The organism is Escherichia sp. MOD1-EC6021, assembly GCF_002965245.1.
Lineage (GTDB): Bacteria > Pseudomonadota > Gammaproteobacteria > Enterobacterales > Enterobacteriaceae > Escherichia > Escherichia coli_F.
Genome location: NZ_PTRU01000001.1, coordinates 114,798 through 141,448 on the forward strand (window position 1 = coordinate 114,798; position 26,651 = coordinate 141,448).

The 26,651-nt window shown below is 52.0% G+C and carries 23 protein-coding genes; 19 read left to right on the top strand and 4 right to left on the bottom strand.

Annotated elements, in window-relative coordinates; translation table 11 throughout:
- Positions 1-22: 22 nt before the first annotated feature.
- The 4 genes from yfbV (at position 23) to BEB54_RS00695 (ending at position 3,635) form a co-directional block, all read left to right on the top strand.
- On the top strand, positions 23-478 hold the full coding sequence (yfbV, locus tag BEB54_RS00680) for a terminus macrodomain insulation protein YfbV (RefSeq protein WP_000106627.1): 456 nt from the start codon (positions 23-25) through the stop codon (positions 476-478).
- 82 nt (positions 479-560) lie between these two features.
- On the top strand, positions 561-1,055 hold the full coding sequence (locus BEB54_RS00685; protein ID WP_000426124.1) for a YfbU family protein: 495 nt from the start codon (positions 561-563) through the stop codon (positions 1,053-1,055).
- A 10-nt stretch (positions 1,056-1,065) separates the two neighbouring features.
- Positions 1,066-1,716, top strand: a complete 651-nt coding sequence (gene hxpA, locus BEB54_RS00690) for a hexitol phosphatase HxpA (RefSeq protein WP_088541258.1) — start codon at positions 1,066-1,068, stop codon at positions 1,714-1,716.
- An 86-nt stretch (positions 1,717-1,802) separates the two neighbouring features.
- On the top strand, positions 1,803-3,635 hold the full coding sequence (locus BEB54_RS00695) for an SLC13 family permease (RefSeq protein ID WP_105282107.1): 1,833 nt from the start codon (positions 1,803-1,805) through the stop codon (positions 3,633-3,635).
- Positions 3,636-3,693: 58 nt separating this feature from the next.
- Here the strand turns inward: BEB54_RS00695 and yfbR are convergent, their stop codons facing one another.
- Both yfbR and alaA read right to left on the bottom strand, forming a co-directional pair.
- Positions 3,694-4,293: a 5'-deoxynucleotidase gene (gene yfbR, locus BEB54_RS00700; protein ID WP_000813854.1), complete on the bottom strand. Its 600-nt coding sequence runs from the start codon at positions 4,291-4,293 to the stop codon at positions 3,694-3,696.
- Positions 4,294-4,376: 83 nt separating this feature from the next.
- Entirely contained in the window at positions 4,377-5,594 is a 1,218-nt protein-coding gene (gene alaA / locus BEB54_RS00705; protein WP_000074523.1) for an alanine transaminase AlaA, read from the bottom strand.
- A 919-nt stretch (positions 5,595-6,513) separates the two neighbouring features.
- Here alaA and lrhA point away from each other — a divergent pair.
- The 14 genes from lrhA (at position 6,514) to nuoN (ending at position 23,108) form a co-directional block, all read left to right on the top strand.
- A complete protein-coding gene (lrhA, locus tag BEB54_RS00715; RefSeq protein ID WP_000622290.1) occupies positions 6,514-7,452 on the top strand; it encodes a transcriptional regulator LrhA in 939 nt (312 codons plus the stop codon).
- Between the two features lie 629 nt (positions 7,453-8,081).
- The gene (gene nuoA, locus BEB54_RS00720) at positions 8,082-8,525 is read left to right on the top strand and encodes an NADH-quinone oxidoreductase subunit NuoA (protein WP_000062997.1); all 444 of its coding nucleotides are present in this window, start codon (positions 8,082-8,084) and stop codon (positions 8,523-8,525) included.
- Between the two features lie 15 nt (positions 8,526-8,540).
- The gene (nuoB, locus tag BEB54_RS00725) at positions 8,541-9,203 is read left to right on the top strand and encodes an NADH-quinone oxidoreductase subunit NuoB (protein WP_000386733.1); all 663 of its coding nucleotides are present in this window, start codon (positions 8,541-8,543) and stop codon (positions 9,201-9,203) included.
- A gap of 93 nt (positions 9,204-9,296) precedes the next feature.
- The gene (gene nuoC / locus BEB54_RS00730) at positions 9,297-11,099 is read left to right on the top strand and encodes an NADH-quinone oxidoreductase subunit C/D (protein WP_000247878.1); all 1,803 of its coding nucleotides are present in this window, start codon (positions 9,297-9,299) and stop codon (positions 11,097-11,099) included.
- Between the two features lie 2 nt (positions 11,100-11,101).
- Complete coding sequence (gene nuoE / locus BEB54_RS00735; RefSeq protein WP_000545042.1) at positions 11,102-11,602, top strand: NADH-quinone oxidoreductase subunit NuoE; 501 nt, start codon at positions 11,102-11,104, stop codon at positions 11,600-11,602.
- Positions 11,599-12,936, top strand: coding sequence for an NADH-quinone oxidoreductase subunit NuoF (gene nuoF / locus BEB54_RS00740; protein ID WP_001533500.1), 1,338 nt, complete (start codon positions 11,599-11,601; stop codon positions 12,934-12,936). Before nuoE ends, nuoF begins: the two co-directional genes overlap by 4 nt.
- Positions 12,937-12,988: 52 nt before the next feature.
- Complete coding sequence (gene nuoG / locus BEB54_RS00745) at positions 12,989-15,715, top strand: NADH-quinone oxidoreductase subunit NuoG (RefSeq protein ID WP_105277540.1); 2,727 nt, start codon at positions 12,989-12,991, stop codon at positions 15,713-15,715.
- Positions 15,712-16,689 carry an NADH-quinone oxidoreductase subunit NuoH gene (gene nuoH / locus BEB54_RS00750; protein ID WP_000118503.1) on the top strand — a complete coding sequence of 326 codons (978 nt, stop codon included), beginning with the start codon at positions 15,712-15,714 and terminating at the stop codon, positions 16,687-16,689. Before nuoG ends, nuoH begins: the two co-directional genes overlap by 4 nt.
- A gap of 14 nt (positions 16,690-16,703) precedes the next feature.
- Positions 16,704-17,246 carry an NADH-quinone oxidoreductase subunit NuoI gene (gene nuoI / locus BEB54_RS00755; RefSeq protein ID WP_000172749.1) on the top strand — a complete coding sequence of 181 codons (543 nt, stop codon included), beginning with the start codon at positions 16,704-16,706 and terminating at the stop codon, positions 17,244-17,246.
- An 11-nt stretch (positions 17,247-17,257) separates the two neighbouring features.
- Positions 17,258-17,812 carry an NADH-quinone oxidoreductase subunit J gene (gene nuoJ / locus BEB54_RS00760; protein ID WP_053918323.1) on the top strand — a complete coding sequence of 185 codons (555 nt, stop codon included), beginning with the start codon at positions 17,258-17,260 and terminating at the stop codon, positions 17,810-17,812.
- Entirely contained in the window at positions 17,809-18,111 is a 303-nt protein-coding gene (nuoK, locus tag BEB54_RS00765; protein WP_000612644.1) for an NADH-quinone oxidoreductase subunit NuoK, read from the top strand. Before nuoJ ends, nuoK begins: the two co-directional genes overlap by 4 nt.
- Entirely contained in the window at positions 18,108-19,949 is a 1,842-nt protein-coding gene (gene nuoL / locus BEB54_RS00770; RefSeq protein ID WP_001056608.1) for an NADH-quinone oxidoreductase subunit L, read from the top strand. Before nuoK ends, nuoL begins: the two co-directional genes overlap by 4 nt.
- Positions 19,950-20,114: 165 nt before the next feature.
- Positions 20,115-21,644: an NADH-quinone oxidoreductase subunit M gene (gene nuoM / locus BEB54_RS00775; protein ID WP_000926437.1), complete on the top strand. Its 1,530-nt coding sequence runs from the start codon at positions 20,115-20,117 to the stop codon at positions 21,642-21,644.
- Between the two features lie 6 nt (positions 21,645-21,650).
- Positions 21,651-23,108, top strand: a complete 1,458-nt coding sequence (gene nuoN / locus BEB54_RS00780; RefSeq protein ID WP_088541262.1) for an NADH-quinone oxidoreductase subunit NuoN — start codon at positions 21,651-21,653, stop codon at positions 23,106-23,108.
- A gap of 67 nt (positions 23,109-23,175) precedes the next feature.
- On the opposite strand, the gene BEB54_RS00785 is transcribed toward nuoN, so the two are convergent.
- A complete protein-coding gene (locus BEB54_RS00785; RefSeq protein ID WP_105282108.1) occupies positions 23,176-23,679 on the bottom strand; it encodes a YfbM family protein in 504 nt (167 codons plus the stop codon).
- A 102-nt stretch (positions 23,680-23,781) separates the two neighbouring features.
- Complete coding sequence (locus BEB54_RS00790; RefSeq protein ID WP_088541263.1) at positions 23,782-24,753, bottom strand: M28 family metallopeptidase; 972 nt, start codon at positions 24,751-24,753, stop codon at positions 23,782-23,784.
- A gap of 137 nt (positions 24,754-24,890) precedes the next feature.
- Between BEB54_RS00790 and BEB54_RS00795 the strand changes: the two genes are divergently transcribed.
- Positions 24,891-26,618 carry a vWA domain-containing protein gene (locus tag BEB54_RS00795; protein ID WP_105276827.1) on the top strand — a complete coding sequence of 576 codons (1,728 nt, stop codon included), beginning with the start codon at positions 24,891-24,893 and terminating at the stop codon, positions 26,616-26,618.
- The last annotated feature ends 33 nt before the right edge of the window (positions 26,619-26,651 follow it).

Genomic DNA, 26,651 nt, shown 5'->3' on the forward strand with positions numbered 1-26,651 from the left:
ATATGTGAAGTTGAGGTGAAGCATGTCAACGCCGGATAATCGTTCTGTTAATTTTTTTAGCTTGTTTCGCCGGGGACAGCATTACTCAAAGACGTGGCCGCTGGAAAAACGCCTTGCCCCGGTCTTTGTCGAAAATCGCGTTATCAAGATGACGCGCTATGCGATCCGTTTTATGCCGCCAATCGCCGTATTTACTCTCTGCTGGCAGATTGCCCTGGGCGGTCAGCTGGGCCCGGCAGTTGCCACTGCGCTGTTCGCCTTAAGTTTACCCATGCAAGGACTATGGTGGCTGGGCAAGCGTTCTGTAACGCCATTACCTCCTGCAATCCTTAACTGGTTTTATGAAGTTCGCGGTAAATTGCAGGAGTCTGGACAGGTGTTGGCACCCGTTGAAGGTAAGCCTGATTACCAGGCATTAGCTGACACGCTTAAGCGCGCCTTCAAACAACTGGATAAAACTTTCCTTGATGATTTGTAATTGACCCCTGATTACGCATATAAAAGAAGGCATACTCAGCCTTCTTTTTTTTCACCGTAGTAGAGTGATACAGGAGTCAACAATGGAAATGACCAACGCGCAACGTCTTATTTTGTCTAACCAGTACAAAATGATGACTATGCTTGATCCGGCAAATGCTGAACGTTACCGTCGCCTGCAAACAATCATTGAGCGTGGTTATGGATTACAGATGCGTGAACTGGATCGCGAGTTTGGCGAGCTGAAAGAAGAAACCTGCCGCACTATCATCGACATTATGGAGATGTATCATGCGTTGCATGTTTCCTGGTCTAATTTGCAGGACCAGCAGTCCATCGATGAACGTCGTGTCACCTTCCTTGGCTTTGACGCCGCCACCGAAGCTCGTTATCTCGGTTATGTGCGTTTTATGGTTAACGTGGAGGGGCGCTATACCCATTTTGACGCCGGGACTCACGGTTTTAACGCCCAGACGCCAATGTGGGAAAAATATCAGCGTATGCTTAATGTGTGGCATGCCTGCCCGCGTCAGTACCATCTGAGCGCCAACGAAATTAATCAAATTATCAACGCCTGAGGAGGCCCGCGTGCGGTGCAAAGGTTTTCTGTTTGATCTTGATGGAACGCTGGTGGACTCCCTGCCTGCGGTAGAACGGGCGTGGAGCAACTGGGCCAGACGTCATGGGTTAGCGCCGGAAGAGGTGCTGGCTTTCATTCACGGTAAACAGGCCATCACCTCTTTGCGCCATTTTATGGTGGGCAAATCCGAGGCAGACATTGCTGCCGAATTTACGCGTCTGGAGCAAATCGAGGCCACGGAAACCGAAGGTATTACCGCACTTCCGGGGGCAGTCGCTTTACTCAATCATCTGAATAAAGTGGGGATTCCATGGGCCATTGTGACGTCTGGCTCCATGCCCGTAGCGCGAGCGCGCCACAAAATAGCCGGACTTCCCGCGCCAGAGGTGTTTGTGACCGCTGAGCGGGTGAAGCGCGGAAAACCAGAGCCTGATGCGTATCTCTTAGGCGCGCAGTTGTTGGGGCTTGCGCCGCAAGAGTGTGTGGTGGTGGAAGATGCTCCCGCTGGCGTGCTTTCCGGCCTGGCCGCGGGTTGCCATGTGATTGCAGTTAACGCTCCGACAGATACCCCGCGCCTGAATGAGGTCGATTTGGTCCTCCACAGTCTGGAGCAAATTACTGTGATCAAACAGCCAAATGGTGATGTTATTATTCAGTGAAACACCTGATCATGATTTAGCCCCGTCTCGTCGGGGCTTTTTTATGGCAGAATCAAGTCATCCCCCTCAATTAACAAGGATAAGTTGTGAACGGTGAATTGATTTGGGTTCTTTCATTACTGGCCGTTGCCATCGTCTTGTTTGCGACGGGCAGAGTGCGTATGGATGCGGTCGCTTTGTTTGTTATTGTCGCGTTTGCATTAAGCGGAACGCTGACGGTCCCCGAAGTATTTTCCGGCTTTTCCGATCCTAACGTTGTCCTGATTGCCGCCTTGTTCATTATTGGCGATGGTTTGGTCCGTACCGGTGTTGCCACCGTAATGGGGACATGGCTGGTCAAAGTGGCAGGCAACAGTGAAATCAAAATGTTGGTTTTGTTGATGCTGACCGTCGCGGGGCTTGGCGCGTTTATGAGTTCAACCGGCGTTGTCGCTATCTTTATTCCCGTAGTGTTAAGCGTTGCCATGCGTATGCAAACGTCGCCGTCGCGCCTGATGATGCCGTTAAGTTTTGCCGGGCTGATAAGCGGCATGATGACGCTGGTGGCGACGCCGCCGAACCTGGTAGTCAACAGTGAATTGCTGCGTGAAGGCTATCATGGTTTTAGTTTCTTTAGCGTAACACCTATTGGCCTGGTCGTGCTGGTGCTGGGTATTTTGTATATGTTAGTGATGCGTTTCATGCTGAAAGGGGATACCCAGACCCCACAGCGCGAAGGCTGGACGCGTCGAACCTTTCGCGATCTTATTCGTGAATATCGACTGACCGGGCGTGCGCGTCGTCTGGCTATTCGCCCCGGTTCGCCAATGATTGGTCAACGGCTGGACGATCTCAAATTACGTGAGCGTTATGGCGCTAACGTCATCGGTGTTGAACGCTGGCGGCGTTTTCGTCGCGTTATCGTGAATGTTAACGGGGTTTCTGAATTTCGCGCGCGTGACGTTTTGCTTATTGATATGTCTGCGGCTGATGTCGATCTCCGGCAATTTTGTAGTGAGCAGTTGCTGGAGCCGATGGTACTACGCGGCGAGTATTTTTCTGACCAGGCACTTGATGTGGGCATGGCAGAGATTTCATTAATTCCTGAGTCAGAACTTATTGGTAAATCGGTGCGCGAAATTGGTTTTCGTACCCGCTACGGACTGAATGTGGTGGGGCTAAAGCGCAATGGCGAGGCGATGGAAGGTTCGCTGGCGGATGAGCCTCTGCTGCTGGGCGATATCATCCTGGTTGTAGGTAACTGGAAACTGATCGGTATGCTGGCAAAACAGGGGCGTGACTTTGTGGCGCTGAACTTACCCGAAGAGGTGAGTGAAGCATCGCCAGCACACAGTCAGGCACCTCATGCCATTTTTTGCCTGGTGTTGATGGTAGCGTTAATGCTTACCGATGAAATCCCTAATCCTGTTGCCGCTATCATCGCCTGCCTGCTGATGGGGAAATTCCGTTGTATCGATGCTGAAAGCGCCTATAAATCCATTCACTGGCCGAGCATTATTATGATCGTTGGGATGATGCCGTTTGCTGTGGCATTACAGAAAACGGGAGGTGTCGCGCTGGCGGTGAAAGGGCTGATGGACATTGGCGGCGGTTACGGGCCACATATGATGCTGGGTTGTTTGTTTGTCTTGTCGGCGGTTATTGGGCTATTTATCTCTAATACCGCAACGGCAGTGTTGATGGCTCCGATTGCGCTGGCTGCTGCCAAAACGATGGGTGTGTCGCCTTATCCATTTGCGATGGTCGTGGCGATGGCAGCATCCGCCGCCTTTATGACACCGGTTTCTTCACCTGTTAACACACTGGTTTTAGGCCCGGGAAATTACAGCTTCAGTGACTTTGTGAAGTTGGGGGTACCGTTCACCATTATCGTGATGGCGGTTTGTGTGGTGATGATCCCGATGCTGTTTCCGTTTTGACAAGAGCCTGATGTCGCATCCGGCGCTTATTGCCTGATGCGACGCAGACTCCGGCTGCTTACAGCGGTGAATCCTGGCTAATCTCATCGAGCGAAAGATGGAAGCTGGGAACAAAGACTTCCATGAAGTAGTCCATCTCCTGGCTGCGGCGCGCTTCAAGCGTCGCTTCCAGTCGCGTTTTTGCCAGCAAGAATTCATTATTTCCCGCCGCGAGTTCTTCCAGACATTTCAGATATGCACACAGTGCATCTGCCTGTTTCACCAGAGATTTCTCTTCATCGCTGTATGCATGCTCGTCAATTAACGGCGCAAAAATATCCTGCAGCTCTTCCGGAACCATATCGACCAGTTTTTGCTGAGCGATTTTTTCAATAGCCTTGTATTCCTGAGCGATTTGCGAATTGAAGTATTTCACCGGGGTAGGGAGATCGCCGGTAAGCACTTCTGAGGCATCGTGGTACATCGCCAGTAAAGCGATACGTTCGGCGTTGACATTACCGCCAAATTTACGATTTTTGATAGCTGCCAGCGCATGGGCGACCATCGCTACCTGCAAACTGTGTTCGGACACATTTTCCGTCCGCACGTTGCGCATTAGCGGCCAGCGGTTAATGAGTTTCAGGCGGGAGAGATGGGCAAAAAAATGGCTCTGTTTCATAGTGACCTTACGTATGATGACATCATCAGGTCATTGTGGCGGGATAACACTGCCGGATGCAATCTCCGGCAGTGAAATTAAGATTACAGCTGATGATAACCAGAAAGGAAACGCGCGAACTTACTCAAAGACAGCTCGATATCATCAACACGTGGTAGTGTGACAATGCGGAAGTGATCCGGCCACGGCCAGTTGAATGCTGTCCCTTGAACCAGCAGGACTTTTTCCTGCAACAGGAAATCCAGCACCATTTTCTGGTCGTCGTGAATGTTAAAGCGTTTAGCGTCGATTTTCGGGAACATATACAGCGCACCGCGCGGTTTCACGCAGGAAACGCCCGGAATGTCGTTGATCAATTCCCACGCGCGGTTACGCTGCTCATAAAGACGCCCGCCGGGAGTAATAAATTCACTGATGCTCTGATAACCGCCCAGCGCGGTTTGAATGGCGTGTTGCGCCGGAACGTTAGCACACAGGCGCATCGAAGCCAGCATTTCCAGACCTTCGATGTAACCTTTAGCGTGTTTTTTCGGCCCGTTCAGCACCATCCAACCCTGACGGAAGCCCGCAACGCGGTACGTTTTCGACAGTCCGTTAAAGGTTATGGTTAGCAGGTCTGGTGCCATCGCGGCAATTGAGTGATGCTCGGCGTCGTCATAGAGAATTTTGTCGTAAATTTCATCGGCGAAGATAATGAGATTATGCTGACGCGCAATCTCCACAATCTCCATTAAAAGCTCTTTGGAATAAACTGCGCCGGTTGGGTTATTTGGGTTGATAATAACGATTCCACGCGTACGAGGCGTAATTTTAGCGCGAATATCATCAAGGTCCGGGAACCAGTCAGAGGATTCATCGCAAAGATAATGCACCGCTTTACCGCTGGAGAGCGAAACCGCTGCGGTCCATAGTGGGTAATCAGGTGCAGGAACCAACATTTCGTCCCCGCTGTTCAGCAATGCCTGCATTGCCTGAACGATAAGCTCCGATACACCATTGCCGATGTAAATATCTTCCACGGTAACATCACGCATGCCACGAGCCTGGTAGTGCTGCATGATGGCTTTACGCGCGGAGTAAAGCCCTTTGGAATCGCAATACCCTTGAGCGGTAGGCAGGTTGCGAATCACGTCAACGAGGATTTCATCTGGCGCGTCAAAACCGAACGGGGCAGGGTTGCCGATGTTCAGTTTCAGTACCTTGTTACCTTCTTCTTCCAGGCGTTTTGCTTCTTTCAGCACCGGACCACGGATGTCGTAACAGACATTCTCTAATTTGCTGGATTTTTCAATGGGGGACATGAATCTTGACCTTTTTTGCTGTTATCGCCACTCCCTGCCGTGGAAGTCAGCTTAGAACAATGTACTCCCCCAGGACGGCGTTTTGAAGGTCTGCAGAATAAGATTTTGCCAGAGGGGAAGACTCGATTGTGCTGTTAATAACTTAATAATGGCAAAATAATGAGGTGTATATGCTTAGTAATTAATGTTATGTAGTGAATTGTTCTGATTCTTAATTGTGAGTGTGGTTTTTTTATCTGTAAGATAATTGTTTGAAAATGCCTCGTTTAAGAATTCACTAATGAATCGTGATGATGATATTTCCGCATTACGGAGAGTTTAACAGCGTGATGATTTCCGAGGTGTCGTAATGGGTGCAAGGTGTGAAACTATTGTTAAGCGGGATTAATGAATGAGGGTGATGCTAATTAATTATTATTTAATATTCAAAAAGGTTTTGTTGTGCTTATTAATAATAGAAGATTACTTTGCCTAACATAACATAACTTTGCATCAGATAATTCGCAATGACCCTTATAAATAAAAGGTTTTTGGGGTAAAATGCTCGCATAAATGACGGATCCCTGCTCTTGATGCCGCCTCACCATTGCTGTTTGTACGTGTTCGCGTATGACCAGCGATGCTGCACGAGAGTGGAACAAGGACTCACATTTACATTTATACAAACACGCGCATGTCATAAATACAAAAGAGTGAGTAACTTAATAGATATGCGATTCCTGAAGATATATTCTGTGATCTACTTCAGGCATTATAACGGAACAATGTGAGTCGCTTTTTTAGTGCAACTCATATGCATTTTTACTTTCGTCCGGGTTCCGGATGAAACTGCCAGGGAGGCACATTACAAATGGAATTGCTTGTTTGTGTGTGCACAGCATTAACCAGCTCAGTACGAGCCGCCAGTAAGTGATAATATATGATAAGTGCAAATCGTCCGATAATTAACCTCGACCTCGATCTGCTGAGAACATTTGTTGCTGTTGCCGATCTGAACACTTTTGCTGCCGCAGCTGCCGCTGTGTGTCGTACTCAGTCCGCCGTAAGTCAGCAAATGCAGCGTCTGGAACAACTCGTTGGGAAAGAACTGTTCGCTCGTCACGGTCGCAACAAACTGTTAACTGAACATGGCATTCAACTTCTTGGTTACGCCAGGAAAATCCTGCGTTTTAATGATGAGGCCTGCTCATCATTAATGTTCAGTAATCTTCAGGGCGTGTTAACTATCGGTGCTTCAGATGAATCTGCCGATACGATCTTACCTTTCCTGTTAAATCGCGTGAGTTCGGTTTATCCGAAACTAGCGCTGGATGTCCGCGTTAAACGTAATGCCTACATGGCAGAAATGCTGGAATCCCAGGAAGTGGATTTGATGGTAACCACCCATCGTCCTTCAACGTTTAAGGCATTGAACCTGCGTACCTCGCCAACACACTGGTACTGCGCAGCGGAATACGTATTGCAAAAAGGCGAGCCGATCCCTCTTGTATTGCTGGATGATCCTAGCCCGTTTCGCGATATGGTGCTGGCGACGCTTAATAAAGCAGATATTCCATGGCGACTGGCTTATGTCGCCTCGACGCTTCCGGCCGTTCGTGCGGCAGTGAAAGCCGGTCTTGGTGTGACAGCAAGGCCGGTCGAGATGATGAGTCCTGATCTGCGTGTGCTGAGTGGGGTAGATGGCTTACCGCCGCTACCCGATACCGAATATTTGTTGTGCTATGACCCGTCCAGTAATAATGAGCTGGCTCAGGTGATTTATCAGGCGATGGAGAGCTACCATAATCCGTGGCAATACAGCCCAATGTCTGCTCCGGAAGGCGATGACTCGTTGTTAATTGAAAGGGATATCGAGTAATCGACGGACCATAGATAATTTCTAAGACAATAGTGTAAAAACGAGCCGCTGGGGGTGTTTTAAACCCCAGCGGCTTTTTTTTAGTAAAAAGCCTTCCTCGTATCGTGCAGAACGCACAAAACTGTTCATTTTTCAATCACCAGAGATTCACGTCCCGAACGCACAAATAATCGCCTGAAAAAAATCACCTGCTACAATGATGTTAAAAAATACGTAAATTTGTTGCTGCGTTTTTGTTATGGAATGACAAAAGCGTGTCACAGATCAAGAAAATACTCTCTTTTGGGGGGAGGAATCGACACAAATTCCTGTCAAAATAGACCCGTATTTTTTCCATTGCTTCACAACGGACACGATTCAACAACATCTAATTATCCTGGAGTCGTCAAGGATCTGGGGTGAAAGGGCATTAAATGCTAATGGTGTTGATATTATGTAAACTAATGTGAAGAAACTTTTGTTAAAGTTGACAAAAGGTTATAGAAAGGAGTAAAAGACCACATCAATTAGCTGTATAAAAGAGTTTCTACAGTGATTGTAAGGTTTTTTTTATTCCTCCCCATGAATCGATGTGGCGTCCATCTGCCGTGAAGAGCAGTGAATCTGGCGCTACTTTTGATGAGTAAGCAATGAGTATGTCAACATCCACTGAAGTCATCGCTCATCACTGGGCATTCGCTATCTTTCTTATCGTTGCCATTGGCCTGTGTTGCCTGATGCTGGTAGGCGGTTGGTTTTTAGGCGGTCGCGCACGCGCGAGGTCGAAAAACGTTCCGTTTGAATCCGGTATCGACTCGGTCGGCTCCGCCCGCTTACGCCTGTCCGCCAAGTTTTATCTGGTGGCCATGTTCTTCGTTATCTTCGACGTTGAAGCGCTGTATCTGTTCGCATGGTCAACCTCTATCCGCGAAAGCGGCTGGGTAGGCTTTGTGGAAGCTGCAATTTTTATTTTTGTGTTACTGGCAGGTCTGGTTTATCTGGTGCGTATTGGCGCGCTGGACTGGACGCCCGCGCGTTCACGCCGCGAGCGTATGAACCCGGAAACGAACAGTATCGCTAATCGTCAACGCTAACCGCGAGGCATTAAGATGGATTATACGCTCACCCGCATAGATCCCAACGGTGAGAACGACCGTTACCCCCTGCAAAAGCAGGAGATCGTAACCGACCCTCTGGAGCAAGAAGTTAACAAAAACGTGTTTATGGGCAAGCTCAATGACATGGTTAACTGGGGTCGTAAAAACTCAATTTGGCCGTATAACTTCGGTCTTTCCTGCTGTTACGTTGAGATGGTGACTTCGTTTACCGCGGTGCATGACGTGGCACGTTTTGGCGCAGAAGTATTGCGTGCTTCGCCGCGTCAGGCTGACCTGATGGTGGTTGCAGGAACCTGCTTTACCAAAATGGCACCGGTTATTCAGCGTCTGTATGACCAGATGCTGGAACCAAAATGGGTTATCTCAATGGGTGCCTGTGCCAACTCTGGCGGTATGTACGATATTTATTCCGTTGTGCAGGGCGTTGATAAATTCATCCCGGTTGATGTGTATATCCCGGGCTGCCCGCCACGTCCTGAAGCGTACATGCAGGCACTGATGCTGTTGCAGGAATCTATCGGTAAAGAACGTCGTCCGCTCTCCTGGGTGGTTGGCGATCAGGGCGTTTATCGCGCCAACATGCAATCAGAGCGCGAACGCAAGCGCGGTGAACGCATTGCCGTTACCAACCTGCGTACACCTGACGAGATTTAATTTGCGCCTGTCGGCAAAGGGATTTTTCTTCGCTTATTCCTAAATCTATTTCGCGAAGCTTACTGCGCCGACAGTCACCACGGACCATTTGCAATGGTGAACAATATGACCGACTTAACCGCGCAAGAACCCGCCTGGCAGACCCGCGATCATCTTGATGATCCGGTGATTGGCGAACTGCGCAACCGTTTTGGGCCGGATGCCTTTACTGTTCAGGCGACTCGCACCGGGGTTCCCGTTGTGTGGATCAAGCGTGAACAATTACTGGAAGTGGGTGATTTCTTAAAGAAACTGCCGAAACCTTACGTCATGCTGTTTGACTTACACGGCATGGACGAACGTCTGCGCACACACCGCGAAGGGTTACCTGCCGCGGATTTTTCCGTTTTCTACCATCTGATTTCTATTGATCGTAACCGCGACATCATGCTGAAGGTGGCGCTGGCAGAAAACGACCTGCACGTACCGACCTTCACCAAGCTGTTCCCGAACGCTAACTGGTATGAGCGTGAAACCTGGGATCTGTTTGGCATTACTTTCGATGGTCACCCCAATTTGCGCCGCATCATGATGCCGCAAACCTGGAAAGGTCACCCGCTGCGTAAAGATTACCCGGCGCGCGCTACCGAATTCTCGCCGTTTGAGCTGACCAAAGCCAAACAGGATCTGGAGATGGAAGCCCTGACCTTCAAACCGGAAGAGTGGGGGATGAAGCGCGGCACCGAAAATGAAGACTTCATGTTCCTCAACCTCGGTCCGAACCACCCGTCGGCACACGGTGCTTTCCGTATCGTTTTGCAACTCGATGGCGAAGAGATTGTCGACTGCGTACCAGACATCGGCTATCACCATCGTGGTGCGGAGAAAATGGGCGAACGCCAGTCATGGCACAGCTACATTCCGTATACCGACCGTATCGAATATCTCGGCGGCTGCGTTAACGAAATGCCTTACGTGCTGGCGGTAGAGAAACTGGCCGGGATCACCGTACCAGATCGCGTTAACGTGATCCGCGTAATGCTCTCCGAACTGTTCCGCATTAACAGCCATCTGCTGTACATCTCGACCTTTATTCAGGACGTCGGTGCGATGACGCCAGTGTTCTTCGCCTTTACCGATCGTCAGAAAATCTACGATCTGGTGGAAGCGATCACTGGTTTTCGTATGCACCCGGCGTGGTTCCGTATTGGCGGTGTAGCGCACGACCTGCCGCGTGGCTGGGATCGCCTGCTGCGTGAGTTCCTCGACTGGATGCCGAAACGTCTGGCGTCTTATGAGAAAGCGGCGCTGCAAAACACCATTTTGAAAGGCCGTTCCCAGGGCGTAGCCGCCTACGGCGCGAAAGAGGCGCTGGAGTGGGGCACCACTGGCGCGGGCCTGCGCGCTACCGGGATCGACTTCGATGTGCGTAAGGCGCGTCCTTATTCTGGCTATGAAAACTTCGACTTTGAAATCCCGGTTGGTGGTGGTGTTTCTGACTGCTACACCCGCGTAATGCTGAAAGTGGAAGAATTGCGTCAGAGTCTGCGCATTCTTGAGCAGTGCCTCAACAACATGCCGGAAGGCCCGTTCAAAGCGGATCACCCGCTGACCACGCCGCCGCCGAAAGAGCGCACGTTGCAACATATCGAAACCCTGATCACCCACTTCCTGCAAGTGTCGTGGGGGCCGGTGATGCCTGCCAATGAATCTTTCCAGATGATTGAGGCGACCAAAGGGATCAACAGTTACTACCTGACCAGCGACGGCAGCACCATGAGTTATCGCACCCGTATCCGTACGCCGAGTTATGCGCATTTGCAGCAAATTCCGGCGGCGATCCGCGGCAGCCTGGTGTCTGACCTGATTGTTTATCTGGGCAGTATCGATTTTGTTATGTCAGATGTGGACCGCTAATTATGCACGAGAATCAACAACCACAAACCGAGGCTTTTGAGCTGAGTGCGGCTGAGCGTGAAGCGATTGAGCACGAGATGCACCACTACGAAGACCCGCGTGCGGCGTCCATTGAAGCGCTGAAAATCGTTCAGAAACAGCGTGGATGGGTGCCAGACGGCGCGATCCACGCGATCGCTGACGTTCTGGGTATTCCCGCAAGTGATGTCGAAGGCGTGGCTACTTTCTACAGCCAGATCTTCCGCCAGCCGGTTGGTCGCCATGTGATCCGTTATTGCGACAGCGTGGTCTGTCACATTAACGGTTACCAGGGCATTCAGGCGGCACTGGAGAAAAAACTGAACATCAAACCAGGGCAAACGACGTTTGACGGTCGCTTTACGCTGCTGCCAACTTGCTGCCTGGGGAACTGTGATAAAGGGCCAAACATGATGATCGATGAGGACACTCACGCGCATCTGACCCCGGAAGCGATCCCTGAACTGCTGGAGCGGTATAAATGAAAAACATTATCCGTACTCCCGAAACGCATCCGCTGACCTGGCGTCTGCGTGATGACAAACAGCCTGTGTGGCTGGACGAATATCGCAGCAAAAACGGTTACGAAGGCGCGCGTAAGGCGCTGACCGGGCTGTCTCCGGACGAAATCGTTAATCAGGTAAAAGACTCTGGTCTGAAAGGGCGCGGCGGTGCGGGCTTTTCGACTGGTCTGAAGTGGAGCCTGATGCCGAAAGACGAATCCATGAACATCCGTTACCTGCTGTGTAACGCCGATGAAATGGAGCCGGGCACTTATAAAGACCGCCTGCTGATGGAGCAACTGCCGCACCTGCTGGTGGAAGGTATGCTCATTTCCGCATTTGCGCTGAAAGCTTATCGTGGCTACATCTTCTTGCGTGGCGAATATATCGAGGCGGCAGTGAATCTGCGCCGTGCCATTGCCGAAGCCACCGAAGCAGGGCTGCTTGGCAAAAACATTATGGGAACAGGTTTCGATTTCGAACTGTTCGTCCATACCGGGGCAGGGCGCTACATCTGCGGGGAAGAAACAGCGTTAATCAACTCCCTGGAAGGGCGTCGCGCTAACCCACGCTCGAAGCCCCCCTTCCCGGCAACCTCTGGCGTTTGGGGCAAACCGACCTGTGTCAACAACGTCGAAACCCTGTGTAACGTTCCGGCGATCCTCGCTAACGGCGTGGAGTGGTATCAGAACATCTCGAAAAGCAAAGATGCTGGCACCAAGCTGATGGGCTTCTCCGGTCGGGTGAAAAATCCGGGCCTGTGGGAACTGCCGTTCGGCACTACCGCACGCGAGATCCTCGAAGATTACGCCGGTGGTATGCGTGACGGCCTGAAATTCAAAGCCTGGCAGCCAGGTGGTGCGGGCACTGACTTCCTGACCGAAGCGCACCTTGACCTGCCGATGGAATTCGAAAGTATCGGTAAAGCGGGCAGCCGTCTGGGTACGGCGCTGGCGATGGCGGTTGATCACGAGATCAACATGGTGTCGCTGGTACGAAACCTGGAAGAATTTTTCGCCCGTGAGTCCTGCGGCTGGTGTACGCCGTGCCGCGACGGTTTGCCGTGGAGCGTGAAAATTCTGCGCGCGCTGGAGCGTGGCGAAGGTCAGCCGGGCGATATCGAAACACTTGAGCAACTGTGTCGATTCTTGGGGCCGGGTAAAACTTTCTGTGCCCACGCACCTGGTGCAGTGGAGCCGTTACAGAGCGCCATCAAATATTTCCGCGAAGAATTTGAGGCGGGAATCAAACAGCCGTTCAGCAATACCCATTTGATTAATGGGATTCAGCCGAACCTGCTGAAAGAGCGCTGGTAACCGAATTTCGATTAACGCTCAGTCTCTGACTGAGAAAACTGGAAGCATGCTAATGGCTACAATTCATGTAGACGGCAAAGAATACGAGGTCAACGGAGCGGACAACCTGCTGGAAGCTTGTCTGTCTCTGGGCCTTGATATTCCTTACTTTTGCTGGCATCCGGCGCTGGGAAGCGTCGGTGCTTGCCGCCAGTGTGCGGTGAAGCAATACCAAAACGCGGAAGACACGCGTGGTCGCCTGGTGATGTCCTGTATGACACCGGCTTCCGATGGCACCTTTATTTCCATTGACGACGAAGAAGCGAAACAGTTCCGTGAAAGCGTGGTCGAGTGGTTGATGACCAACCACCCGCACGATTGTCCGGTATGTGAAGAGGGCGGTAACTGCCATCTTCAGGATATGACCGTGATGACAGGACACAGCTTCCGTCGCTACCGTTTCACCAAACGTACCCACCGCAATCAGGATCTGGGGCCGTTCATCTCTCACGAAATGAACCGCTGCATCGCCTGCTACCGCTGCGTGCGTTACTACAAAGATTACGCTGACGGTACAGATCTGGGCGTTTACGGTGCACATGACAACGTCTACTTCGGTCGCCCGGAAGACGGCACCCTGGGAAGCGAATTCTCCGGTAACCTGGTCGAAATTTGCCCGACCGGCGTATTCACCGACAAAACGCACTCCGAGCGTTATAACCGTAAATGGGATATGCAGTTTGCGCCGAGCATCTGCCAGCAATGTTCCATCGGCTGTAACATCAGCCCCGGCGAGCGTTATGGCGAACTGCGTCGTATCGAAAACCGTTACAACGGTACGATAAACCACTACTTCCTCTGCGACCGAGGTCGTTTCGGTTACGGCTACGTCAACCTGAAAGATCGTCCGCGTCAGCCAGTACAGCGTCGTGGCGATGATTTCATTACCCTCAACGCCGAGCAGGCAATGCAGGGCGCAGCAGATATTCTGCGTCAGTCGAAGAAAGTCATCGGCATCGGTTCTCCGCGTGCCAGCGTGGAAAGCAACTTTGCGCTACGTGAGCTGGTGGGCGAAGAAAACTTCTATACCGGTATCGCTCACGGTGAGCAGGAACGTCTGCAACTGGCGCTGAAAGTTCTGCGCGAAGGCGGCATTTATACTCCGGCCTTACGCGAAATCGAATCTTACGATGCGGTACTGGTGCTGGGCGAAGACGTTACCCAGACCGGCGCGCGCGTTGCGCTGGCAGTGCGTCAGGCGGTGAAAGGTAAAGCACGCGAAATGGCGGCAGCACAGAAAGTGGCTGACTGGCAGATTGCGGCAATCCTCAACATTGGCCAACGTGCAAAGCATCCGCTGTTTGTGACTAACGTTGATGACACCCGTCTGGATGATATCGCGGCGTGGACTTACCGCGCACCGGTTGAAGATCAGGCGCGTTTAGGTTTTGCCATTGCCCATGCTCTGGATAACTCCGCGCCAGCGGTTGACGGTATCGAGCCTGAACTGCAAAGCAAAATCGACGTCATCGTGCAGGCACTGGCAGGTGCGAAGAAACCGTTAATTATCTCCGGGACGAACGCTGGTAGCGCTGAAGTGATTCAGGCAGCGGCTAACGTGGCGAAAGCCCTGAAAGGTCGCGGCGCTGACGTCGGTATCACCATGATTGCCCGTTCCGTCAACAGCATGGGGCTGGGCATTATGGGCGGTGGATCGCTTGAAGAAGCGTTAACCGAACTGGAAACCGGACGCGCCGACGCGGTGGTGGTGCTGGAAAACGATCTGCATCGTCACGCTTCCGCTACCCGCGTGAATGCTGCGCTGGCGAAAGCGCCGCTGGTGATGGTGGTTGACCATCAACGCACGGCGATCATGGAAAACGCCCATCTGGTGCTTTCTGCCGCCAGCTTTGCTGAAAGCGACGGTACGGTGATCAACAATGAAGGCCGTGCCCAACGTTTCTTCCAGGTTTACGATCCGGCTTATTACGACAGCAAAACTGTGATGCTGGAAAGCTGGCGCTGGCTGCACTCGCTGCACAGCACCCTACTGAGCCGTGAAGTGGACTGGACGCAGCTCGACCATGTGATTGACGCTGTTGTGGCGAAAATCCCGGAACTGGCAGGTATCAAAGATGCTGCGCCGGATGCGACATTCCGTATTCGTGGTCAGAAACTGGCCCGTGAGCCGCACCGTTACAGTGGTCGTACCGCCATGCGCGCCAACATCAGCGTTCATGAGCCGCGTCAGCCGCAGGATATTGACACCATGTTCACCTTCTCGATGGAGGGTAACAACCAGCCGACCGCGCACCGTTCGCAAGTGCCGTTTGCCTGGGCGCCGGGCTGGAACTCCCCGCAGGCGTGGAACAAATTCCAGGACGAAGTGGGCGGCAAACTGCGCTTTGGCGATCCGGGCGTGCGTCTGTTTGAAACCAGCGAAAACGGTCTGGATTACTTCACCAGCGTACCGGCACGCTTCCAGCCGCAGGAAGGGAAATGGCGTATCGCGCCGTACTACCACCTGTTTGGCAGCGATGAATTGTCACAGCGTGCCCCGGTCTTCCATAGCCGTATGCCGCAACCGTACATCAAACTCAACCCAGCGGATGCCGCGAAGTTGGGAGTGAACGCGGGTACACGCGTCTCCTTTAGTTACGATGGCAACACGGTCACGCTGCCGGTTGAAATCGCCGAAGGACTGACGGCAGGGCAGGTGGGCTTGCCGATGGGCATGTCCGGTATTGCTCCGGTGCTGGCTGGCGCGCATCTTGAGGATCTCAAGGAGGCACAACAATGAGTTGGATATCACCGGAACTGATTGAGATCCTGCTGACCATCCTCAAAGCGGTGGTGATCCTGCTGGTAGTTGTCACCTGCGGGGCATTCATGAGCTTTGGCGAACGTCGCCTGCTGGGTCTGTTCCAGAACCGTTACGGACCTAACCGTGTTGGCTGGGGCGGTTCGCTCCAGCTGGTCGCGGACATGATCAAAATGTTCTTTAAAGAAGACTGGATCCCGAAATTCTCGGATCGCGTCATCTTTACCCTGGCACCGATGATTGCCTTTACCTCGCTGCTGCTGGCCTTTGCGATTGTGCCAGTCAGTCCGGGTTGGGTAGTTGCCGACCTGAACATCGGGATTTTGTTCTTCCTGATGATGGCAGGTCTGGCGGTTTACGCGGTGCTGTTTGCGGGCTGGTCAAGTAACAACAAATACTCGCTGCTGGGTGCGATGCGTGCTTCTGCGCAGACCCTGAGCTACGAAGTGTTCCTCGGGCTTTCCCTGATGGGCGTGGTGGCGCAGGCCGGTTCATTCAACATGACCGACATCGTTAACAGCCAGGCGCACGTGTGGAACGTCATCCCGCAATTCTTTGGTTTTATTACCTTTGCCATCGCGGGCGTGGCGGTGTGTCACCGTCACCCGTTTGACCAGCCGGAAGCCGAGCAGGAACTGGCGGATGGTTACCACATTGAATATTCCGGCATGAAGTTCGGTCTGTTCTTCGTGGGCGAATACATCGGGATTGTGACCATCTCCGCATTGATGGTGACGCTGTTCTTCGGTGGCTGGCAAGGCCCGTTCTTACCGCCATTCATCTGGTTCGCGCTGAAAACCGCGTTCTTTATGATGATGTTCATTTTGATTCGTGCGTCGTTACCGCGTCCGCGTTATGACCAGGTAATGTCCTTCGGCTGGAAAATCTGCCTGCCGCTGACGCTGATCAACTTGCTGGTAACGGCGGCTGTCATTCTCTGGCAGGCGCAATAAGGGGCACTAAGACCATGACCTTAAAAGAATTGTTAGTAGGTTTCGGCACCCAGGTTCGTAGTATCTGGATGATCGGCCTGCACGCGTTCGCCAAACGCGAAACGCGAATGTACCCGGAAGAGCCGGTCTATCTGCCGCCCCGTTATCGTGGTCGCATCGTTCTGACCCGCGACCCGGATGGCGAAGAGCGTTGCGTAGCCTGTAACCTCTGCGCGGTCGCCTGCCCGGTCGGCTGTATCTCGCTGCAAAAAGCAGAAACCAAAGACGGTCGCTGGTATCCGGAATTTTTCCGCATCAACTTCTCACGCTGCATTTTCTGTGGTCTGTGCGAAGAAGCCTGTCCGACCACGGCGATTCAGTTAACCCCGGATTTCGAAATGGGGGAATACAAGCGCCAGGATCTGGTTTATGAGAAAGAGGATCTGCTGATCTCCGGTCCGGGCAAATACCCGGAATATAACTTCTACCGGATGGCAGGTATGGCAATCGACGGCAAAGATAAGGGCGAAGCAGAGAACGAAGCCAAGCCTATCGACGTCAAGAGCCTGTTACCGTAAGGAGAGGGGCAATGGAGTTCGCTTTTTATATCTGTGGCCTGATAGCCATACTTGCGACCTTGCGAGTGATCACCCATACCAATCCGGTATACGCATTGCTGTACCTGATTATTTCGCTGCTGGCGATTTCCGGGGTGTTCTTCTCACTGGGCGCTTACTTCGCCGGTGCGCTGGAAATTATCGTCTACGCGGGTGCCATTATGGTGCTGTTCGTGTTCGTGGTGATGATGCTCAACCTGGGCGGTTCGGAAATCGAACAGGAACGCCAGTGGCTGAAACCGCAGGTGTGGATTGGTCCGGCAATTTTGTCAGCCATCATGCTGGTGGTGATTGTTTACGCCATTCTCGGTGTTAACGATCAGGGTATCGACGGTACGCCAATCAGTGCTAAAGCAGTGGGTATTACGCTGTTCGGGCCTTACGTACTGGCGGTGGAACTGGCTTCTATGCTGCTGCTGGCTGGTCTGGTTGTGGCCTTCCACGTCGGTCGTGAAGAGCGTGCGGGTGAAGTGCTGAGCAATCGTAAAGACGACAGCGCGAAAAGAAAAACGGAGGAGCACGCATGATCCCCTTACAACATGGACTGATCCTCGCGGCAATCTTATTCGTTCTTGGCTTAACCGGTCTGGTTATCCGTCGCAATCTGCTCTTTATGCTGATTGGTCTGGAAATCATGATTAACGCCTCTGCGCTGGCCTTTGTGGTCGCCGGAAGCTACTGGGGTCAGACCGACGGTCAGGTGATGTACATTCTCGCCATCAGCCTCGCGGCGGCGGAAGCGAGTATCGGCCTTGCGCTGCTGCTGCAACTTCACCGTCGTCGCCAGAACCTGAACATCGATTCAGTAAGTGAGATGCGCGGATGAACATGCTTGCCTTAACCATTATTTTGCCATTGATTGGCTTCGTCTTGCTGGCGTTCTCCCGTGGGCGCTGGTCTGAAAATGTCTCGGCGATCGTGGGCGTAGGCTCTGTGGGCCTGGCGGCGCTGGTAACCGCCTTTATCGGCGTTGACTTCTTCGCTAACGGCGAGCAGGCATACAGCCAGCCGCTGTGGACATGGATGTCGGTAGGCGACTTTAACATCGGTTTCAATCTGGTGCTGGACGGCCTGTCGCTGACCATGCTCTCGGTGGTCACCGGTGTCGGTTTCCTTATTCACATGTACGCCTCCTGGTATATGCGTGGTGAAGAGGGCTACTCTCGCTTCTTCGCCTACACCAACCTGTTCATCGCCAGCATGGTGGTTCTGGTTCTTGCCGACAACCTGCTGCTGATGTACCTCGGCTGGGAAGGCGTGGGCCTGTGCTCCTATCTGTTGATCGGTTTCTATTACACCGATCCGAAGAATGGCGCAGCGGCAATGAAAGCGTTTGTCGTGACCCGTGTGGGTGACGTGTTCCTCGCTTTCGCGCTGTTCATTCTCTACAACGAACTGGGCACCCTGAACTTCCGTGAAATGGTGGAACTGGCACCCGCGCACTTTGCTGACGGCAATAACATGCTGATGTGGGCGACGCTGATGCTGCTGGGCGGTGCGGTTGGTAAATCTGCGCAGCTACCGTTGCAGACATGGCTTGCCGACGCGATGGCTGGCCCGACACCTGTCTCCGCGCTGATCCACGCCGCAACGATGGTAACCGCGGGTGTCTACCTGATCGCCCGTACCCACGGCCTGTTCCTGATGACACCAGAAGTTCTGCATCTGGTGGGTATTGTCGGGGCAGTTACGCTGCTGCTGGCCGGTTTTGCCGCGCTGGTACAGACCGACATCAAACGTGTTCTCGCTTACTCCACCATGAGCCAGATTGGCTACATGTTCCTTGCGCTTGGCGTACAGGCATGGGATGCGGCGATTTTCCACTTGATGACCCACGCGTTCTTTAAAGCGCTGCTGTTCCTGGCATCCGGTTCCGTCATTCTGGCCTGCCATCACGAACAGAACATCTTCAAGATGGGCGGTCTGCGTAAATCTATTCCGCTGGTTTATCTCTGCTTCCTGGTGGGTGGTGCAGCACTGTCGGCACTGCCGCTGGTTACTGCGGGCTTCTTCAGTAAGGATGAGATCCTCGCTGGTGCGATGGCGAATGGTCATATCAATCTGATGGTGGCAGGTCTGGTCGGTGCGTTTATGACCTCTCTCTACACCTTCCGTATGATTTTCATCGTCTTCCACGGGAAAGAACAAATTCACGCTCACGCCGTGAAAGGGATTACTCACAGCCTGCCGCTGATTGTGCTGCTGATCCTTTCCACCTTCGTTGGCGCACTGATTGTACCGCCGCTGCAGGGCGTGCTTCCGCAAACTACGGAACTGGCGCACGGCAGCATGTTGACCCTGGAAATTACCTCTGGCGTGGTCGCGGTGGTTGGTATTCTGCTGGCAGCCTGGCTGTGGCTGGGTAAACGTACTCTGGTGACCTCCATCGCCAACAGTGCGCCGGGCCGTCTGCTGGGTACCTGGTGGTACAACGCCTGGGGCTTTGACTGGCTGTACGACAAAGTGTTCGTCAAGCCGTTCCTGGGTATTGCCTGGTTGCTGAAACGCGATCCGCTGAACTCAATGATGAACATCCCGGCTGTCCTTTCCCGCTTTGCAGGTAAAGGTCTGCTGTTAAGCGAGAACGGTTATCTGCGCTGGTATGTGGCATCCATGAGCATCGGTGCGGTCGTGGTGCTGGCACTGTTGATGGTACTGCGTTGAGTTAAGGATTGTGGGCTTGCCCCTGGGCATATAAGAACGTAGGTCGGATAAGCCGCCTTCGCGGCGCATCCGACACTACAACCACAATCCGAAGAGAATTTTCTGTCGTGAGAATTCGTTGAAAATCCGGTCCTGACGGGACTTTTACAAGGAATAAAGATCGCCATGTTACTACCCTGGCTAATATTAATTCCCTTTATCGGCGGCTTCCTGTGCTGGCAGACCGAACGCTTTGGCGTCAAGGTGCCGCGCTGGATCGCGCTGATCACCATGGGATTGACGCTGGCGCTGTCGCTGCAACTGTGGTTGCAGGGCGGTTATTCACTGACGCAATCCGCCGGAATTCCGCAGTGGCAGTCTGAATTCGACATGCCGTGGATCCCGCGTTTTGGTATCTCTATCCATCTCGCCATTGACGGGCTATCGCTGCTGATGGTCGTGCTGACCGGTCTGCTCGGTGTGCTGGCGGTACTCTGTTCGTGGAAAGAGATCGAAAAATATCAGGGCTTCTTCCACCTCAACCTGATGTGGATCCTGGGCGGCGTTATCGGCGTGTTCCTTGCCATCGACATGTTCCTGTTCTTCTTCTTCTGGGAAATGATGCTGGTGCCGATGTACTTCCTGATCGCACTGTGGGGGCATAAAGCCTCTGACGGTAAAACGCGTATCACGGCGGCAACCAAGTTCTTCATTTACACCCAGGCGAGTGGTCTGGTGATGCTGATCGCCATCCTGGCGCTGGTTTTTGTTCACTACAATGCGACTGGCGTCTGGACCTTCAACTATGAAGAGCTGCTGAATACGCCAATGTCTAACGGCGTGGAATATTTGCTGATGCTGGGCTTCTTCATCGCATTTGCGGTGAAAATGCCGGTGGTTCCGCTGCATGGCTGGCTGCCGGATGCGCACTCCCAGGCTCCGACCGCCGGTTCCGTTGACCTCGCGGGGATCTTGCTGAAAACTGCCGCTTACGGTTTGCTGCGTTTCTCCCTGCCGCTGTTCCCGAACGCGTCGGCAGAGTTTGCACCAATCGCTATGTGGCTGGGTGTTATCGGCATCTTCTACGGTGCGTGGATGGCCTTCGCCCAGACCGATATCAAACGTCTGATCGCCTACACCTCGGTTTCCCACATGGGCTTCGTGCTGATTGCTATCTACACCGGCAGCCAGTTAGCCTACCAGGGCGCGGTCATTCAGATGATTGCTCACGGCTTGTCGGCGGCGGGTCTGTTTATTCTCTGCGGTCAGCTTTATGAGCGTATCCATACCCGCGATATGCGCATGATGGGCGGTCTGTGGAGCAAAATGAAATGGCTGCCAGCACTGTCACTGTTCTTTGCGGTGGCAACGCTTGGGATGCCGGGCACCGGTAACTTCGTCGGCGAATTTATGATTCTGTTCGGCAGCTTCCAGGTTGTCCCGGTGATTACCGTTATCTCTACCTTTGGGCTGGTCTTTGCATCTGTTTATTCGCTGGCGATGTTGCATCGCGCTTACTTCGGTAAAGCGAAAAGCCAGATTGCCAGCCAGGAACTGCCAGGGATGTCGCTGCGTGAGCTGTTTATGATCCTGTTGCTGGTGGTGCTGCTGGTACTGCTGGGCTTCTATCCGCAGCCGATTCTGGATACCTCGCACTCCGCGATTGGCAATATCCAGCAGTGGTTTGTTAATTCCGTTACTACTACAAGGCCGTAAATCGCCATGACAATAACTCCACAAAACCTGATCGCACTGCTACCGTTGCTGATCGTCGGCTTGACGGTGGTGGTTGTGATGCTCTCCATTGCGTGGCGACGCAATCATTTCCTCAACGCTACGATCTCGGTTATTGGGCTTAACGCGGCGCTGGTTTCGCTCTGGTTTGTCGGCCAGGCGGGCGCTATGGACGTTACGCCGCTGATGCGCGTTGATGGTTTCGCCATGCTTTACACCGGGCTGGTATTGTTGGCGAGCCTCGCCACCTGTACTTTCGCCTACCCGTGGCTTGAAGGCTATAACGACAACAAGGACGAGTTCTACCTGTTGGTGTTAATTGCCGCGCTGGGCGGGATCCTGCTGGCGAATGCCAACCATCTGGCGTCTCTGTTCCTCGGTATTGAACTGATCTCTTTGCCGCTGTTTGGCCTGGTCGGTTACGCTTTCCGCCAGAAACGTTCGCTGGAAGCCAGTATCAAATACACTATCCTTTCTGCCGCAGCGTCTTCTTTCCTGCTGTTCGGTATGGCGCTGGTGTATGCGCAGTCTGGCGACCTGTCGTTTGTCGCGCTGGGTAAAAACCTCGGCGACGGTATGCTCAACGAGCCGCTGTTGCTGGCAGGTTTCGGCCTGATGATTGTTGGCCTTGGCTTCAAACTCTCTCTGGTGCCGTTCCACCTGTGGACGCCAGACGTATACCAGGGCGCGCCTGCGCCGGTTTCCACTTTCCTGGCGACGGCGAGCAAAATCGCTATCTTCGGCGTGGTGATGCGTCTGTTCCTTTACGCACCAGTGGGCGACAGCGAAGCGATTCGCGTGGTGCTGGCGATTATCGCCTTTGCCTCTATCATCTTCGGTAACCTGATGGCGCTGAGCCAGACCAATATCAAACGTCTGCTCGGTTACTCATCTATCTCTCACCTCGGCTATCTGCTGGTGGCGCTGATTGCGCTGCAAACTGGCGAGATGTCGATGGAAGCGGTAGGGGTTTACCTGGCCGGTTATCTGTTCAGCAGCCTCGGCGCGTTCGGCGTGGTCAGCCTGATGTCCAGCCCGTATCGTGGCCCGGATGCTGATTCCCTGTTCTCTTACCGCGGTCTGTTCTGGCATCGTCCGATCCTCGCGGCAGTGATGACGGTGATGATGCTGTCACTGGCGGGTATCCCAATGACGCTGGGCTTTATCGGTAAGTTCTATGTGCTGGCGGTCGGTGTCCAGGCACACTTGTGGTGGCTGGTGGGTGCGGTGGTTGTCGGTTCGGCAATCGGCCTCTACTACTACCTGCGCGTAGCGGTGAGCTTATACCTGCACGCCCCGGAGCAACCGGGTCGCGACGCACCGTCAAACTGGCAGTACAGCGCGGGTGGTATCGTGGTGCTGATCTCTGCACTGTTGGTACTGGTGCTGGGTGTATGGCCGCAACCGCTGATTAGCATTGTGCGGTTAGCAATGCCGCTGATGTAAGCTGTCAGTTCGTAAGTCAGAAAGCCGCCGACAAGTTCGGCGGTTTTTTTTGGTGCCCTGACCCCCATCACCCAACAATAACCGTCAGCGCATGATTCCCTTGCCGCAGCATACGTCGATACGCGCTAATCAGCTTTTCCATATCGAGCATGATCGAAGCAAAGAGTTGCCCCTCTAACTCTTCTGAAAAGGTTACTCCCGGATAAATCTCCATTTCATTGAGTCGTTTAATGGAAAACTGTTTACGCAGCACATTTCGGTCAAGAGCTTCCAGTCGGTCGATTGTCGCGGCTAACTCCTGATTCCAGGTCAATCCCAGGAATCCATCTATGCCATCTTCGAGGCTGTGTTCACCAAGCACGGCACGACTCAGCGGATCATTCTTCGCGGGATCAAAAGCAGAGGTGCCTGTCAGCCCAAAGTGTAAAAAATCCCAGCGTTTATCAATATCCAGTCGGCGTAATCCTGAAAGCGTGTCATGTATATTATCCATCAAAGGTTTTTGAGTAGACTCAAGAAGTTGGTTAATCTTTTCTGAGTCAATTTCTGCAAAATAGCCAATCATTCCCATTTTATTTTCCTCCGTTGAATTTCATGTTTCGCATCTTAAAACAGACGAGGGAAAATAAAATGTACATGTCGCTTTTTCTGGACCCGCCTCGAGAAATTTTTATTATTTACTGTTGTATAACAAAGTTATAACCCCATCCACTACCTGAGCCATTTTCTGATAATTCAATCTGTCTGCGGTATCACCGGGCAAGTGGTATTGTTTATTACGATAAAAAGCGGTGTCGGTAATCATTACGGCGGGAATATCGTGTTGCCAATAATTAAGGTGATCAGAGAAATCAATACCGGGAATAAACCCTGGGGCATTCATAGAATAAACAGATAAATCCTGAGATGACAACAATGCCGCTTTTAGCTGACGAACGGCGTTGATATCCTGCATTCTGCCGACCACGGCAATAAAGTCTCCCCGATCGGGATAAAGCCAGGACATTGCCGGGTAAGGGTAATCCTGACTACCAGGCGCAGAGTCGTAATAGCCAATCATCTCCAGCGCTATCATTAATCTAACTGGACGCTCAAGCGAAGCTGCATGTACCGCGCTCCCCATTTCATCGCTACGAAAGAAGGGCGGTTCTTCCGACGCATAGGCGACCAGCTGCACGCCAGTTTTCGGTGCTTGCTGCTGTAACAAACGTGCCAGTTCGAGTAATCCTGCCACGCCGCTGGCGTTATCATCCGCGCCCGGCGTATAGGTCAATTGATCGTTTTCATAACTGCTGACAGAATCATAGTGCGCACCAATAATAATCAGCGGTCCATCGGCAGGACCATAATCAGCAACAATGTTTTTGTAGGGACCTCCCGTAATGGGGACGTCCTGCGCGGTAACGCTGGCACCGCTACTGATAAAGACCTCTTTTATATATTCTGCGGACCTTTTCAGATTATCAATATTGTCGGCACTACGGGGATGCACAGTTTGTGTAAGATAACGAACTGTTTTTTCTAATTGCTCAGGACTTGTGTGTCGGGGCGTTGGCGGTAATGCATTGACCCAGGGTTGGTAAAAAATAATCAGAGGGAGTGAAAACAGAATTAATATAATAAAAGCAAAGTTTATTTTTTTCATATGCAAATTATTAATGGGTTGCGTTATTGAATCATTATTTGTTATAGGTTTCGATATTGTATTTTATTAAGATTAGCAGGATTATACAAAGAGTATATTTTATGTCTGGTGCCTGAGTTTATTTAAAAGGATTTTATATGCGAAATAAAAATATAATCATGTTGCTTATGAGTAGTTTGATTTTGTCAGGATGTGGGCCGGAACCTGAGAATAAGGAAAGTCAGCAACAACAACCCAGTACTCCAACAGAGCAGCAAGTGCTTGCCGCGCAGCAAGCTGCAATAAAAGAGGCTGAGCAAAGCGCCGCCGCCGCGAAAGTCTTGGCCCAGCAAGAAGTGCAACAATATTCAGACAAACAGGCTTTACAGGGGCGATTGCAGGAAGCGCCAACATTTGCAAGAGCGGCTAAAGCAAAAGCTACACATGTCGCAAATCCAGGAACCGCTCGCTATCAGCAGTTCGATGATAATCCGGTTAAGCAGGTAGCGCAAAATCCGTTGGCGACGTTTAGTCTTGACGTTGACACTGGCAGTTATGCGAATGTACGGCGTTTCCTCAATCAAGGGCTGTTACCTCCGCCAGACGCTGTGCGGGTGGAGGAGATAGTCAATTATTTCCCGTCTGATTGGGATATCAAAGACAAACAATCTATTCCGGCCTCTAAGCCAATACCTTTCGCTATGCGCTACGAATTGGCACCTGCGCCATGGAATGAACAGCGAACATTGCTGAAAGTTGATATCCTGGCGAAAGATCGCAAAAGTGAAGAGTTACCAGCTTCTAATCTGGTCTTTCTTATCGACACTTCTGGTTCAATGATTTCTGATGAACGTTTGCCACTTATCCAGTCTTCGTTGAAATTATTGGTCAAAGAACTTCGTGAGCAGGATAACATTGCTATCGTGACCTACGCTGGCGACTCCCGTATTGCATTGCCTTCTATCTCCGGGAGTCATAAGGCGGAAATTAATGCCGCAATTGATTCGCTGGATGCCGAAGGCAGTACCAATGGCGGTGCCGGGCTGGAACTGGCTTATCAGCAGGCGGCGAAGGGGTTTATTAAGGGCGGTATCAATCGCATTTTATTGGCCACTGACGGTGACTTTAACGTTGGTATTGACGATCCAAAATCGATTGAATCAATGGTCAAAAAACAGCGGGAGTCCGGTGTTACTCTGTCGACGTTTGGCGTGGGGGATGACAATTACAACGAGGCAATGATGGTGCGAATTGCCGATGTTGGCAACGGTAACTACAGCTACATTGATACCCTCTCTGAAGCGCAGAAAGTATTGAACAGTGAAATGCGGCAGACGTTGATTACCGTAGCAAAAGATGTCAAAGCGCAAATTGAGTTTAACCCCGCGTGGGTAACGGAATACCGTCAGATTGGTTATGAAAAGCGCCAACTTCGGGCGGAAGATTTTAATAACGACAACGTTGATGCGGGGGATATTGGCGCAGGCAAACATATAACGTTGTTATTTGAATTAACGCTGAACGGGCAAAAAGCATCAATTGATAAGTTACGCTATGCCCCGGATAACAAATCAGCGAAATCGGACAAAACGAAAGAACTGGCCTGGTTAAAAATTCGCTGGAAATACCCGCAGGGAAAAGAAAGTCAGTTAGTTGAATTCCCGCTGGGGCCAATAATAAACGCGCCCTCTGAAGATATGCGTTTTCGCGCAGCAGTAGCTGCATATGGGCAAAAGTTACGCGGTTCTGAATACCTGGACGAAATCTCATGGCAGCAGATAAAACAGTGGGCTCAGCAGGCAAAAGGGGAAGATCCACAGGGTTACAGGGCGGAATTTATTCGCCTGGTTGAACTGGCGGATGGTGTGACTGGCATCAGTCCGTGATGACTTTTTAGCAAACTATGTTCGATCAGTCAG